Raw genomic sequence first — 14,565 nt, 5'->3', positions numbered from 1 at the left:
GTATCTACAAATAATCGATTATTCACAATACTCCAAGAACAAAAATGGCAACAAACATCGCTGTTACTAAAAGCAAAAATCCCGTAAATTTCGTTTTGGATCGGGTTCAAAAAAACCGCAGAAAAATCATCCGCCCGCTAGTTGCGATCGCAGTTCTGCTCGTAGTTTGGCAAATCCTCTGCCACGATGCCTCATCCAGCTTGCCGGGGCCAATTAAAGCTGTCCAAGAAAGCTGGGAACTGATTATCAATCCGTTCTTTGACAGAGGCGGCACCGACAAAGGCTTATTTTGGCAACTGGCGGCAAGCTTGCAGCGGGTGGCGATCGGATTTACTCTAGCAGCAGTTCTCGGCATCAGTTTGGGAATCCTCATCGGCACAAACTCCTTAATGTTCGATGCTTTAGACCCGCTGTTTCAAGTATTCAGAACTATCCCGCCCCTGGCTTGGCTCCCGATCGCCCTGGCCGTATTTCAACAGTTCAACCCCTTTGAAGCAATGGGGGTGAAAGCTAACGAAGTTTCAGCACTTTTTGTAATTTTAATTACAGCAATTTGGCCGATTTTAATTAATACCACAGTAGGCGTTCAACAAATACCCCAAGACTACAGAAACGTCGCCCGCGTCTTGCGCCTCCCCAACCAAAAATACTTCTGGAAAATCCTGCTCCCTTCTTCAGTTCCTTACATCTTCACTGGCTTGAGAATTGGCATCGGTTTGTCTTGGCTGGCGATCGTAGCTGCGGAAATGTTAGTCGGCGGCGTCGGTATCGGCTTCTTCATCTGGGACGCTTACAACAGTTCTCGACTCAGCCACGTGATTTTGGCAGTGCTTTATGTAGGAATCGTCGGTTTGATTTTAGACAGAATCGTTGGTTTCATCGCCTCCAAAGTTGTTCCAGAAGAACAGAAATAGGATTTGGGAATGGGAATGGGGAATGGGAAATTGGGAATGGGGAATGAGTAAGAATTAAGGGTTAATGGCTAGTATTTTATACCCTGATTAGTTATTCAACAGTCTTTTTATGACTAACAATTCCAAATCCCCAAGGCCCTGTTTGGCCCATTCCCAATTCCCCATCCCCAATGCCCAATACTTCGACTGCGCTCAGTACGAGTGCCCGATGCCCAATTAATAATCAGCATCTAGAAATTACAAACTAACCTAAAATAGCCATGTCAGTATTTGTTGAAGTAGACCACGTTGACCGCGTATTTAACTTGCCCAATGGAGAGCAATACATCGCTCTTAAAAATATCGAACTTAAAATTAAAAAGGGAGAATTCATCACCTTAATCGGACACTCTGGCTGCGGCAAATCTACGCTGCTAAATATCATCGCCGGCCTCGACAAAGCAAGTCAGGGCGGGATTACTTTAGAAGGGCGCGAAGTCCGCGATCCAGGCCCGGACAGAATGGTGGTGTTTCAAAATTACTCACTGCTACCTTGGCTGACGGTGCGCGAAAATATTGCCCTAGCAGTAAATGAAATTTACAGCGGTAACTCTCAAGAAGATCGCGAGTTGGTGATCGAACACCACATTAAATTGGTCGGACTCGGACACGCGGCCGACAAACGCCCGGGCGAAATTTCTGGGGGGATGAAACAAAGAGTTGCGATCGCCCGCGCCCTGGCGATTCGCCCCAAACTGCTGCTGCTAGACGAACCCTTCGGAGCCCTCGATGCCTTAACTCGCGGCGGTTTGCAAGACCAGTTGATGAAAATTTGCGAGGAAAGCAAAGTCACCAGCGTGATGGTAACTCACGACGTGGATGAGGCTTTATTATTGAGCGATCGCATCGTAATGCTCACCAACGGCCCGGAAGCGCAAATCGGGCAAATCCTCGAAGTGAACATTCCCCGCCCCCGCAAGCGCATGGAAGTGGTCAACCATCCGAGTTACTACGCGCTGCGGAACGAAATGGTTTACTTCCTCAACCAGCAAAAGCGGGTCAAACAGCGCCGGGCCAAACAACAACCGCCTGTCATCGCCCGCAACGGTCTGGAAAAAATCAACCTCGACATCGGCTTTATTCCCCTCACCGACTGCGCGCCCCTAGTTGTAGCTAAAGAAAAAGGATTTTTCCAAGCGCACGGCTTGGAAGAAGTTACTCTCAGCCGCGAACCTAGCTGGAAAGCGATCGCCAAAGGAGTCGCCGAAGGACGGCTGGACGCGGCGCAAATGGTCGCAGGAATGCCGGTCGCCATGCTGTTGGGCCTCGACGGTGAAGCCCCTGTGCCCGTCTGCAGCGCCCTCACCCTGTCTCGCAACGGCAATTCGATTGTTTTCAGCAAACACCTTTACCAACAAGGCATTCGGACATTAGAGGATTTCAAAGCTGCGATCGCCAAGACTCCGGATAAAGTTCACACCTTGGGCACGGTACACTCGGCCTCCATGCACAACCTGCTGTTCCGCTACTGGCTGGCCGCCGGCGGCATCGACCCCGACCTCGACGTGGGCTTGACCGTGATTCCGCCCCCGCAGATGGTATCGAATTTAAAAGCAGGCAATATTGACGGCTACTGTTCGGGCGACCCCTGGAACTCCCACGCAGTCAACAGCGGTACGGGTTTTGTCATGACCCGTTCCCTCGATATTCTGCCCGGACACATCGAAAAAGTTCTCGGTGTTACCGAAGATTGGGCTCAGAAATATCCTCAAACTCACCTCGCCCTCGTCAAAGCGCTTTTGGAAGCCTGCGACTACTGCGACGACCGCCGCAACCGCGAAGAAGTCCTTGAATTGATTAGCCAAGGACAATACATCGGTGTCGATCCCAAAGACATCCGTCCGGGGTTCCTCGACCCGTACAACTGCGGTACGGAGGCAGAACCAGAAATGCTTTACAACTTCAACCAGTTCTACGTTGACAAAACCAATTGTCCAGACCGCCTAGAAATGGTGTGGGTAATGGCGCAGATGGCTCGCTGGGGACTGATTCCGTTCCCGAAAAACTGGGTGGAAGTGGTCGATCGAGTTTTGCGGCCCGATGTTTTCGGTCAAGCAGTGCGCGAATTGGGTTTGCCGGATATCGCCAGAGATCGCCGGACGATCGAGCTATTTGACGGCACTGTATTTAATCTAGACGACCCGATCGACTATCTTCACAATGTCAAAATCAAGCGCGGCGTCCGCATTGAAGAAATCTTAATTGAACAAATAGGCAGTCAGTGTTCCATCAAACTGCCAGCATAAGCAGCAAATAGGAAGGGAATCAGGAGCAAGAAATCAGGAAACAAGACTCCACATTTCCCGCTTCCTAACTCCCTAATTTCAACTTCTCAATCCTCAGTTGTCATGTCTAATTCCCCAACTCAAAATCCCCCTCCTGAAAATATGCAAACTCTCAAAACCCCCCAAACAACCAAAATTCAAACGGACAAGCCAGACTTTCTTACTATTAAAGACGTATCGAAAGTCTACGAAACTCCTAAAGGCCCTTACGTCGTTCTCGACGGTGTAAACCTGACTATTAATGAAGGCGAATTTATTTGTTTGATCGGTCACTCTGGCTGCGGCAAATCAACTTTGCTGAATATGATCGCGGGATTCAACGGCCCGACAAACGGAGAAGTGGCCCTGCAAGGTTCGCGGATTACTGAACCTGGACCAGACAGAATGGTGGTGTTTCAAAACTACTCGCTGCTACCGTGGCTGACTGCTACTGAAAACATTCACCTCGGCGTTGAAAATGTTTACCCGGAAAAGTCCCCAGACGAACACAATACCATCGTCAAGGAACACTTGGAATTAGTGGGGCTGACCGAAGCTGGTAACAAAAGACCGGGCCAATTGTCCGGGGGGATGAAACAGCGGGTGGCGATCGCCCGAGCTCTGGCAACTCAACCCAAACTCTTGATTTTAGACGAACCTTTCGGGGCTCTAGACCCAATTACGCGCGAAGAGTTGCAGGAAGAATTGCTGAAAATTTGGCGGGAACACAAAATTACCGTCATTATGATTACTCACGATATTGACGAAGCGCTGTTTTTAGCCGATCGCATCGTGATGATGACCAACGGGCCTGCTGCTTCCATCGGCGAAGATATGCACGTTCCGTTCAGCCGTCCCCGCAACCGGGCGCGGATTATGGAAGACCCGAAATACTACGAACTGCGGAACTTTGCTTTGGAGTTCCTGTTTTCTCGCTACGCGCACCACGAAGAAGGTGAAGCAACGGACTCGGAGACAGAAGCCGTCGCGCTACCGATGCCATTACCTGCTAGCAAAAAGCGTGCGCTTGGGGAGACTGCTAACAAGCCGATCGCACCTGCACCCTTTGTGCCTCACGCTGCCGAACCCCGAGAAGCCTCGCCGATCAAAGGCGGCATCCTGGCCGTCTCCTGGTTGGTAGCAATGGTTACTTTAGCTGCGGTCAATATGTCGGGTATTTCCAGCCAGCTAAAGCAAGCGAAACTAGCAGAAACTGCACCGCAGGCGGCGACTGCGGCGGCGGTTGTGAGTTCTCCCCCCAGCCCGCAAATTGCAGCAAGTTCGATCGCTGATGCTGCCAGCCCTGCACCCATCGCTGCTGCTGCCAGCCCTGCACCCATCGCTGCTGCTGCCAGCCCTGCACCCATCGCTGCTGTCAGTCCTGCACCCATCGCTGCTGCCAGCCCTGCACCCATCGCTGCTGTCAGTCCTGCACCCATCGCTGCTGCTGCCAGCCCTGCACCCATCGCTGCCGCCGCGACGGCTGCCTCGCCCAATGCAGCAACCAGTGCCACATCAGAGATTTCTGACCAAGCCGAACTCGATGCGATCGGACAGAAGTTGTATGCACAAATCGACCAAAAGTGGAGAACAATTCCAACATTTACCGAAAGTTTGACTTATCGGGTCAAAGCGAAACAAAACGGCGATATCCTACAGTTCGAGCCCACAAATAAAGCAGCTAAAGATTTCCTCACAGAAACTCCTTTGCCGATTTTGCAAACTCCTGCAGGTGCCGCAGCAGGCGCTGAAAAAATTGCTGAATTCCAAGTAACTTTTAGCCCCAACAACGGCGGCGTATTAGAAGTTAAAACAGGGAAGTAAGCGACATAACAGTGCCGCACTTAATCTATGATTGGTATCAACAACCAAGTCAAAAGTAGTACCTGCCCGCTGTTTTAGTCCTGCAAATATTCTTCCTAGCCCCATCCTTGGGGTGACAAAATTTAGGGCAGGAGTCCCTCTATTTGAGAGGAATTTAAAAGCAGCGACAAGCTGGCTACAACCCCGATAGATCGCGAGTTTTAGTAAGAGAGCGGTTAATTTTAAATCAGGGTATTGTCCGTTGTTGTAAAGCATTTTTGCGGTAATTTAGTAATTATTGATACATTATTTGCAGGAGCCCTCTGTTCCGACTATAATGACGAATTACCAATTACCCATTAGCTTTCAAAAATTAGCATCTAAAATCACCAGATGGAAACTATAAAAACTCTTTGCCCATACTGCGGTGTAGGTTGCGGTCTAGAAGTTGTTCCTGACACAAAACAAAATTGGAAAGTCCGGGGCGATCGCAATCACCCATCAAGTCAGGGCATGGTTTGTATTAAGGGAGCAACTGTAACAGAGTCGATTCGGAGCGATCGGCTGCTGTATCCGATGATGCGAGATGCTCTCGACCAACCCTTCCGCCGCGCTAGCTGGGACGAAGCTCTCGATGCAATTGTTAACCGCATCCAAACAATTCGCAGCACCAGCGGCCCCGATGCTTTGTGCGTTTACGGTTCGGGTCAATTCGTAACAGAAGATTATTATGTTGCCCAGAAACTCATGAAAGGTTGTCTGGGTACAAATAATTTTGATGCGAATTCTCGCTTGTGTATGTCTTCAGCAGTTTCGGGATACGTTCAAAGTTTTGGTTCGGACGGGCCGCCTTGCTGTTACGAGGATTTAGAATTAACAGATTGCGCTTTTATTATCGGCAGCAATGCAGCGGAATGCCATCCGATTGTGTTTAATCGATTAGCAAAATACCACAAAAAGCATCCACATGTCAAGATGATTGTGGTAGATCCGAGGCGGACTCCGACTGCTGAAGCGGCCGATTTGCACTTAGCAATTAAACCGGGTACGGATATAGATTTGCTTAACGGAATTGCATATTTGCTGTTGCGCGGGCAAGCAATAGATCCTGAGTTTATTGAAGAATGCACGGCGAATTTTTCAGCTTTTGCTGAGGTGATTGGCAGCTACACGCCGGAGTTTGTAGCATCGCGCTGCGGCATTACTGTGGGCGAGTTAGAAACGGCGGCAAACTACTGGGAACAGTCGCAGCGGGTTTTGTCGCTGTGGTCGATGGGAATCAACCAGTCCTCCGAAGGCACGGCAAAGGTGCGATCGCTGATTAATTTGCACTTGATGACCGGTCAAATCGGCAAACCGGGATGCGGCCCGTTTTCCCTGACCGGCCAGCCAAACGCGATGGGAGGGCGGGAAGCCGGAGGACTGTCTCACTTGCTCCCAGGCTACCGGTTTGTGAAAAATGCCGAACACAGAACCCAAGTCGAGAAGTTTTGGGGAATCGCACCGGGAAGTATTTCCCCGAATCCGGGCCGCACAGCTTGGGAGATGATTACCGGTTTGGAAACTGGCGATGTCGAGTTGCTGTGGATTGCAGCTACTAATCCGGTGGTGAGTATGCCGGATTTGGAACGCACTAAAGCCGCTTTGCTGCGATCGCCCTTTACTATTTATCAAGAAGCTTACTATCCCACTGAAACGTCGGCCTACGCTCACATCCTGCTGCCGGCAACGCAGTGGAGCGAAAAAACCGGAGTAATGACGAATTCCGAACGCCGCGTTACGTTGTGTCCGGGTTTCGACACTCCCTCCGGAGAAGCGCGCGACGACTGGAGGATTTTCGCTGAAGTGGGCCGCCGATTGGGTTTTGCCCAACACTTTGCTTTCGAGAATGTTGGTGACGTATTCAAAGAGTACGTGCAGTTGACAGAAGGGAGGCCTTGCGATGTAACTGGCCTGAGCCATGAGTATTTGCGCCTCCAAGGCCCCCAGCAGTGGCCTTGCCCGGAAAATCAGCCTGTGCCTCGCGGGAAGGAAGCGAAACGGCTGTATACTGACCGGCGTTTTCACACGGACGACGCGCGGGCGAGATTTTCCGCCTATCACTCCCGGGGACTGTCAGAACCTCCCGATCCGAACTATCCGTTTGTGCTGACGACAGGGAGACTTTACGGACACTGGCACACGATGACGCGCACGGGTAGAACTGACAAAATCAATCAATTGCACCCCGATCCGTTTTTGGAAATTCACCCGCGCGATGCTGCCAAATTGCAGATTAAGGAGGGGGATTTGCTGGAAGTTCGATCGCGCCGCGGCAAGTCGCAGTTTCCGGCAAAAGTCACCAAGGCGATCGCGCCCGGTACTCTGTTTGTACCGATGCACTGGGGTTATCTGTGGGCCGAAAGTGCTGAAGCCAATGGCCTGACTCATGCTGCAAGCTGTCCAGATTCCAAACAGCCAGAGTTAAAAGCTTGTGCGGTACAGTTGGTGCTGGTTGGGGCAGAAACTGCGGGGGAAGTTGTCGCTGAAGTTGGGGAATTTAATTGGGCAAAATCTACCCTCGCCGTCACTTCTTGAGCTGGGGTCTAACTATGGGATGTTAAAACTCACATAGTGATACCAAGGTCATGACCTTGGTTTTTTGGTAAAGACTCGCGTAAAATCCTAGTTTTTTGTCAAAAAAATTGGTTTCCGATCAGTTGCTGAGGCACGATCGCAGGGTGCTCTACTGGACTCAAAAACTCTGTCGAGCGATCGATTTTGAGCCATTACGCACCCTAAAAGCTAGGTTTCCCCAGAACCCGGGAACAAGGAAAATTAAATTATTCTGAGTTTTTCCTTCTTTAATTCGGGGTTTTTCCTTCTGATGAATGACTTCTGCCTTCTTTGTAATTAATCGAGTCAGACAATTGCAGTTTGCACCTATATGTGCTATGATGTTTTTATAAGGCTTTATTTTCGGCAGTACAGTTCGTTCGATCGGCGTTCCTCCGGATTTAAATCTCTACACCCTCTAATTCTGGAGAATGTTCAATGTCAATTTATGTCGGCAATTTATCCTACGAAGTAACGCAGGAACACCTCAACCAAACTTTTGGAGAGTACGGAACAGTAAAGCGCGTTCAGTTGCCTGCTGACCGGGAAACAGGTCGGATGCGGGGCTTCGCTTTTGTAGAAATGTCTACCGAAGCAGAAGAAGCCGCAGCCATTGAGGCTCTTGACGGTGCTGAGTGGATGGGTCGCGACCTCAAGGTCAACAAGGCAAAACCCCGCGAAGAACGCGGTAACAGCGGTAACTGGGGCAACAACGATCGCGGTGGCAATTCTCGTCGCTACTAAACCACCCGAGCTAAATTTTTAGCTCTCTTGTGTTTTCGGTCGGAGCGAGCTGGGAGTCAACAATTATTGTCTGTTGAGAATAGTTGCTCCTGCGATCGCACCGTTGATTAAAGTCCTCAAAATATTGCTAGTCAATAGTTTGAGGATTTTTAAAGGCAAAATTTTATAAATTAGGAGTTCCATCGCGTGCGATCGATTCCTGACAGACATGAAAAACTCTAAAATAGAGCATATTCCATGTAGATGTAGATCGCGTTCCACCGGGTTTCGAGCAACAGAATCAGTAATGATGCCAAAACTGTAAAGAAACCCGGTTTGTGCGGTGTACTTCATAAACTTGGAATAGGCTGTACAATCGGCAGGCATAGCCGCCGCAGCCACCTTCCCCACAGCCTGGTGGCGCAGTGAAACCAAGCAATCGCAGAGTTGGGCGCTTGCAAACTGTACTGAACAATGACAGAATTATCAGTGAATAATGACTAAATCACTGGTATGCTGAAAAAAATATTTAGACAAATTTCTAAGTTAGGCAACGAAGAAAATTTTCTGCATTTTACAGAAAGTGTAGAAGTAATAATATCGAAAATTTTATCACTGGCGATGATTTTGGTAATTATCGTCAGCGTTTGCGATTTGCTGGTTTTTTTAACAAAAGAATTGCTAAACTACCCCCAGACTTTGTTAAGAGATACGTTGTTTGCTATATTTGGATTATTTTTAAATGTTTTAATAGCTCTGGAAATATTGGAAAATATTACAGCTTATCTCAAAAAGCACGTAATTCAAGTAGAGCTAGTTATTGTAACTTCTTTGATAGCCGTATCTCGAAAAATCATCATTCTTGACCTGGAAAAGAAAACCGCAGCCGACTTGATTGGTTTGGCGATTGCAATTTTCGCGCTTTCCATCAGTTACTTGATAGTGCGGTACACCAATAAAGAAAAAGATTAATATCGGGAATTAGGAACCGCCTCGCCGAAGTAGGGGGATTTTTTAATAACTAATATCATGTCCGGTCGAGCGACCGGATATGATATTATTCCAATAAACCAGGAGGAGGAACAATTTCAATTCTGCCTTGTTCTAAGTCAACAACTGGTACAATCTCTTCCACAAAAGGAATCAATATTTTTGTGGATTTAGGCTGTTTAACGCGAATTTTCCGTGGTTTGCGGGTATTTCTAGGGTCAGCGTTGGCTTGGGGAGTGTCAGGCGGTTTTGGGTTTTCTAATTCTGCGGCGACAGTTTCCGGCGCCGTTAGATTCGTTTCTACCTCTAAAAGGTCGTTACCTGCGGGAATAATATCACTTACCTTGCCTAAAATTTCCCCGGTTAACTGGTTAAAAACTTCCATACCGATCAAATCTTGGACGTAAAACTCATCAGATTCGAGGTAAGGTCGATCGGTCTTTTCAACAAACAACTTGCAGCCCCGCAATGCCTCAGCACCATCGCGGTCTTCTACACCCTCTACCTCTACAACATACAGCCCTTTGCCCGGAATGTAGCGACCGCCCAAAAACTCGATCGGTTCCGGTTCACTTTTGTTAGGGCGCAAAATCCACCGCTTCCCCGGTTCGATAAACCTTTCCGGGAAATCAGAATCGGGATAGACTCGCACTTCCCCGTCCAAACCTTGAGCTGCTACAATTTTACCGATTTCTATCAACTCAGACATAGATTATATCACTCAAATTGCTATTAATTGATAATTGGTAATTGGCAAGTCCGAATTGCTAATTGGTAATTGGTAACTAGGAATTGGTAGCTAAGAATTATTCCCTCGAATCTCTTCTTAACATCCCTTAAATACCTGAAAAAATTAAACAATCCGTTACCAAACCTCCCTCTTCCATCAACATCCATCCGCTACATCAGTTAAATCTGTTAAACAATCCGTTGCCGAACTTCCTTTTTTACACCAATCCAGTTCTCAGCGCTACAACTGCTGCTTGCACGCGGTCATCCACTGCCAACTTATTCATAATACCGCGAACGTGAGTTTTAATAGTATTTGGACTCAAGTAAAGCGCCGCTGCAATTTCGGGATTGCTGTTACCTTCCACCATTAATTTTAACACCTCCAATTCCCGCTGCGATAACTGACCAAAAGTAGTTGTAGAGGCAGGTATCGGGGGTTTGAGGTGTTCGATGACAGTCCGCGCAATTTGAGGGTCAAGATATGTAGCCCCCTCTGCTGCGGCTGCAATCGCTGCTAACAGCCTGTCTACAGAAGCACCTTTAATACAATAAGCATCAGCACCGCTAGAAAGGGCAGCAATAATTTCAGTTTCTGCCGTGTGAGAAGTTAACATTACTACTCGAACTTCTGGCAGTTGTGCTTTAATTTGCTGCGTCGCTGCTATGCCGTCCAGCCGCGGCAAACCGATATCCATCACAATAATATCAGGTTTGAGTTTCAGTGCGGCTGCTACGCCTAAATACCCGTCTTCTGCTTGTCCTACTATTTCTATTTCTGGGGAGTCGGCTAAAACTTGCTCTAGTCCCAGTTGCATCATCGGATCGTCTTCAACAATTAAAATTCTCATAATACGAAGTCAGAAGGAAGAATAACACGGATTGTGAAATGGATTACCAATTACCAATTACCCATTAACCATTACCAATGACTAACTTTTAAAACTTCCACAAATTCGCCTGGTAAAATCCAGGTTCCCGTCGGTGGCAAAACGGCTAAACCATTTGTATTGGCGAGGTTAATTAAATTCGCTGAATTTTGGCTGCCGCTAGCAGGTTCAAATTCCCACACTCCCGCAACTAAATTTAGTTTACCCCAAACATAAGTTTCGCGCCGGCCAGGCGATCGCAATTCAGCATTACACCTAGCTTTGACAAACTCCGGCCCCCAAGCATCCGCGCCAAGCCCAGACATCTTTCTCAAAGCAGGCACAACAAACCGCCAACAGCAGACTAAAGCCGAAACCGGATTTCCCGGCAAACCAAAATAGAGACAATCCGAACTCAAACTCGGCAAATCATCATTTTTTTTACCTCGTTTAAATGTCGCAAGCGTTAAAGGTTTACCCGGCTTAATCGCCACAGAACTAATGTGAATTTTTCCTCCCAACTCTGCCAATATTTTATCAATATAATCGTAGTCTCCAACCGAAACGCCGCCCGTAGAAAGCACTACATCTGCTGTCGCAACAGCCCGGGATATTACCTTGTGTAACGCATCTTCATTATCAGGAACAATCCCCAATCGAATCGGTTCAAATCCCATCTGCGCCAACAAAACTGTCAAAGCATACTGATTCGAGTCTACCAGTTTCCCCGGTGCTAAAGCTTCGTCAGGCGATACCAATTCGTCACCAGTAGAAAAAATTGCCACCCGCAGCCGCCGATAAACTGGAACTTGAATGCACTGGGCAGTTGCTAACACCGCCATTTCTGGGGCATTGATAACTGTACCGGGAGTTAGCAAAGTTGTTCCTGCTTGATAAAAAGCGCCTTTGTGTCTGACAAATGCTTGCGGTTTTTCAGGAGAAACTAAGATAAAAATACGATCGCCCTCACGCCTTGTTTCTTCCTGCATTACCACCGTATCAGCACCCGCAGGCATCATAGCACCCGTAAAAATTCGCGCCGCTTGCCCCGATTGTACAGTATGTTGAGGCTGATATCCCGCTGGAATCTCTTCAACTGTATCAAGTGCGACTGGTGTTTCAGCGCTGCAATTTTCCACATCAGCAAACCGCACTGCGTACCCATCCATTGCCGAATTATCCCAATAAGGAAAATCGAGGGAACCAGTTACGGATGCAGCCAAAATGCGGCCCGATGCTGCCAGCAAGTTTACAGTTTCTACATCCCGCTGACTGTCGAGGGGTTGCGCCAAATTTAGAACGATCGATTCTGCTTCTTTCACTGACAGCACGACTGTCTCCTTATTTTGATAACACTCATGATTAAGTTTAGCAAAATATCCCGAGATATTGGTGATATAATTTTTTTGTGTTTCGGCAGCCCACAAATTTTTGGTATTAATTGCTTATGACTATTTCTCGTTTGGTGGTTAGACTAAATTGTTTATCCTTATTTGTGGTGATGCTGCTGATAATTCTCACTCTATTTTCCGGTTTAAAAGTCAGCGATTTATTCTTTCACCCTTATTTTTCCCCAAATCCCAATGTCGCCTTATTAACTCGGACATTCCAGATTTTATGTTCTGTACCAGTCATTGTTTGTACTTTCACCTATGGGTTAGCGAAAAGTATTCAACCGCGCAATTATGAAAATCGATTTATTCTGTTCTCGGCTTTGTTAACAGGCGGCTTTCTCCTGAATGAAATTTACAGAATTCATATATATATGATAGCATTAGGAATTCCTAAGCTAGGAGTAAGTCTTTTATACGCCGTTGTTTTGTCCTCCTACGGATGGTTTTTTCGGCGAGAACTGCAGTTGACTCCCTACCAAATACTGTTAGCTGGTTTGGGCTTGTTGTTTTTTGCGATCGGCGTGGATTCCCTGCATTTAAAAAACAAGCTTTTTTCCAGCTTACTAGAAGGAGTACCTAAATTGTTTAGCGAAATTAACATTTCCTTTTATTATTGGTATGTCTGTCAATATGTTCTCCAGAAAACTTTTTATCAAACTATTGATAGCTAGGGATCTGTAGGTGATATAATGATAGCCAAATTGGTTAAAAAAACCAAACGCAAATCCACCCGTCACGATAAAATTTACAGCATCTGCATCGCTCGGCCTTCAGATTACATTATGTGGCTGAAAAATCCCAACGCATCCTGATAAAGTACCATGCTAGCAGTTACCATCAACTTCAATGCGATCGCCCAAATAACCGACGACCAATTTTATCAACTGTGCCGCGAAAACCCCGATGTCAAATTTGAACGCAATTCCAAAGGAGAAATAATCGTTATGTCACCCACAGGAGGAGAAACTGGAAATTACAATTTTGAAATAGCTACTGATTTTGGAATTTGGAACAGACAAACTAAACTGGGAATTTGTTTCGATTCTTCAACTTGCTTCAAACTCCCCAGCGGTGCCAACCGTTCTCCCGATGTCTCTTGGATTGAAAAATCAAGATGGGATGCACTCAGTCCCGAACAAAAACAAAAATTTCCTCCGATTGCCCCGGATTTTGTCTTAGAGTTAATGTCGCCCACCGATAGCCTAAAAGACACTCAAGACAAAATGGAAGAATACATGAATAACCAAGTAAAACTAGGCTGGTTAATCAACCGCAAAACCCGCCGAGTAGAAATCTATCGCCAAGGACAAGAAAAAGAAGTTTTGGAATGTCCAACGGAACTTTCAGGAGAAGATATTTTGCCCGGTTTCGTGCTAAACTTGAAAACACTGTGGCAATAACTAGACATCTTGCATCTATCAGCGTTTATTTGCGTTCATCTGCGGTCAAAAAAAATCCAATGGAAACCAATACAGAAACCACTGCAACCACTGGCTTAACAGCCCAACAATACAAACAGAAAATGCAGCGCCGCCAAGAAGTGCAATCACAGCGAATTGCTAACTCCTCAAAAGAAAAAGGTTTAATTATAGTCAATACTGGTAATGGCAAAGGCAAAACCACGGCTGCCTTGGGAATGGTTGTGCGATCGCTCGGTCACGGCTACCGCGTCGCCATAGTACAATTTATCAAAGGCGCGTGGGAACCGGCAGAGAAAGCCGTTTTTCAACTCTGGGAAAAACAGCTAGAATTTCATGCAATGGGAGAAGGTTTTACCTGGGACACGCAAGACCGCGACCGAGATATCGAAACAGCTCAAAAAGCCTGGGACAAAGCCCTAACTTTTATCTGCAATCCCGATTTTAAATTAGTTCTTCTAGATGAAGTCAACATAGCATTAAAACTAGGTTACTTGCAAGTAGAGCAAGTAATCTCCGGGTTAGAAAAAAAACCAGAACAAACCCACATTATTTTAACAGGCAGAGGCGCGCCGGATGCACTAATTGAACGAGCCGATTTGGTGACAGAAATGACATTAGTTAAGCATCCATTCCGAGAACAAGGTATTAAAGCTCAACCAGGTATTGAGTATTAATGTTTTTGGTCTTCAAGAGTTTAGTCCTAATTACCTAAAAGCTGATTGGGAGTGGATTGAAGCCCTGACTACAAACCGTATTTATGTTGTTTATAGTCAGGACTTTTTACCCAATCTAAAATCTAAAATCTAAAATCTAAAATCTAAAAT

General features: G+C 46.9%; 13 protein-coding genes. 9 read left to right on the top strand and 4 right to left on the bottom strand.

Annotated elements, in window-relative coordinates; genetic code table 11:
* The first annotated feature begins 44 nt into the window (after positions 1–44).
* From ntrB to QUA80_RS11580, 5 genes are all read left to right on the top strand, one after another.
* Positions 45–914, top strand: a complete 870-nt coding sequence (gene ntrB, locus QUA80_RS11600) for a nitrate ABC transporter permease (protein ID WP_333424255.1) — start codon at positions 45–47, stop codon at positions 912–914.
* A gap of 260 nt (positions 915–1,174) precedes the next feature.
* On the top strand, positions 1,175–3,199 hold the full coding sequence (locus tag QUA80_RS11595) for a nitrate ABC transporter ATP-binding protein (protein ID WP_333424254.1): 2,025 nt from the start codon (positions 1,175–1,177) through the stop codon (positions 3,197–3,199).
* Between the two features lie 102 nt (positions 3,200–3,301).
* The gene (locus tag QUA80_RS11590) at positions 3,302–5,041 is read left to right on the top strand and encodes a nitrate ABC transporter ATP-binding protein (RefSeq protein ID WP_333424252.1); all 1,740 of its coding nucleotides are present in this window, start codon (positions 3,302–3,304) and stop codon (positions 5,039–5,041) included.
* Positions 5,042–5,413: 372 nt separating this feature from the next.
* Positions 5,414–7,597, top strand: a complete 2,184-nt coding sequence (locus QUA80_RS11585; protein WP_333424250.1) for a nitrate reductase — start codon at positions 5,414–5,416, stop codon at positions 7,595–7,597.
* Positions 7,598–8,053: 456 nt separating this feature from the next.
* Entirely contained in the window at positions 8,054–8,359 is a 306-nt protein-coding gene (locus QUA80_RS11580; RefSeq protein ID WP_333241931.1) for an RNA-binding protein, read from the top strand.
* 63 nt (positions 8,360–8,422) lie between these two features.
* Here the strand turns inward: QUA80_RS11580 and QUA80_RS11575 are convergent, their stop codons facing one another.
* Complete coding sequence (locus tag QUA80_RS11575) at positions 8,423–8,692, bottom strand: hypothetical protein (RefSeq protein WP_333424248.1); 270 nt, start codon at positions 8,690–8,692, stop codon at positions 8,423–8,425.
* Between the two features lie 159 nt (positions 8,693–8,851).
* Here QUA80_RS11575 and QUA80_RS11570 point away from each other — a divergent pair, with 159 nt between their 5' ends.
* Positions 8,852–9,310 carry a phosphate-starvation-inducible PsiE family protein gene (locus QUA80_RS11570; protein WP_333424246.1) on the top strand — a complete coding sequence of 153 codons (459 nt, stop codon included), beginning with the start codon at positions 8,852–8,854 and terminating at the stop codon, positions 9,308–9,310.
* Positions 9,311–9,395: 85 nt separating this feature from the next.
* Here QUA80_RS11570 and rimM read toward each other — a convergent pair whose 3' ends face one another.
* The 3 genes from rimM to QUA80_RS11555 form a co-directional block, all read right to left on the bottom strand.
* Complete coding sequence (gene rimM, locus QUA80_RS11565; protein WP_333424244.1) at positions 9,396–10,037, bottom strand: ribosome maturation factor RimM; 642 nt, start codon at positions 10,035–10,037, stop codon at positions 9,396–9,398.
* A 238-nt stretch (positions 10,038–10,275) separates the two neighbouring features.
* Complete coding sequence (locus tag QUA80_RS11560) at positions 10,276–10,908, bottom strand: response regulator (protein ID WP_006632834.1); 633 nt, start codon at positions 10,906–10,908, stop codon at positions 10,276–10,278.
* A 71-nt stretch (positions 10,909–10,979) separates the two neighbouring features.
* Complete coding sequence (locus QUA80_RS11555; RefSeq protein WP_333424243.1) at positions 10,980–12,257, bottom strand: molybdopterin-binding protein; 1,278 nt, start codon at positions 12,255–12,257, stop codon at positions 10,980–10,982.
* A 116-nt stretch (positions 12,258–12,373) separates the two neighbouring features.
* On the opposite strand from QUA80_RS11555, the gene QUA80_RS11550 reads away from it, so the two are divergent.
* The 3 genes from QUA80_RS11550 to cobO all read left to right on the top strand — a co-directional run bounded on the left by QUA80_RS11550 (position 12,374) and on the right by cobO (position 14,415).
* Positions 12,374–12,991, top strand: a complete 618-nt coding sequence (locus QUA80_RS11550) for a hypothetical protein (protein WP_333424241.1) — start codon at positions 12,374–12,376, stop codon at positions 12,989–12,991.
* Positions 12,992–13,141: 150 nt separating this feature from the next.
* Complete coding sequence (locus QUA80_RS11545) at positions 13,142–13,720, top strand: Uma2 family endonuclease (protein WP_333424239.1); 579 nt, start codon at positions 13,142–13,144, stop codon at positions 13,718–13,720.
* A 59-nt stretch (positions 13,721–13,779) separates the two neighbouring features.
* Positions 13,780–14,415, top strand: coding sequence for a cob(I)yrinic acid a,c-diamide adenosyltransferase (cobO, locus tag QUA80_RS11540; protein WP_333424237.1), 636 nt, complete (start codon positions 13,780–13,782; stop codon positions 14,413–14,415).
* The last annotated feature ends 150 nt before the right edge of the window (positions 14,416–14,565 follow it).

This window comes from Microcoleus sp. F4-D5 (assembly GCF_036704885.1).
In the GTDB taxonomy this organism is placed as follows: domain Bacteria; phylum Cyanobacteriota; class Cyanobacteriia; order Cyanobacteriales; family Microcoleaceae; genus Microcoleus.
Note: the sequence above shows the minus strand (reverse complement) of the source record. Positions and strands in the feature narration are given on the sequence as shown.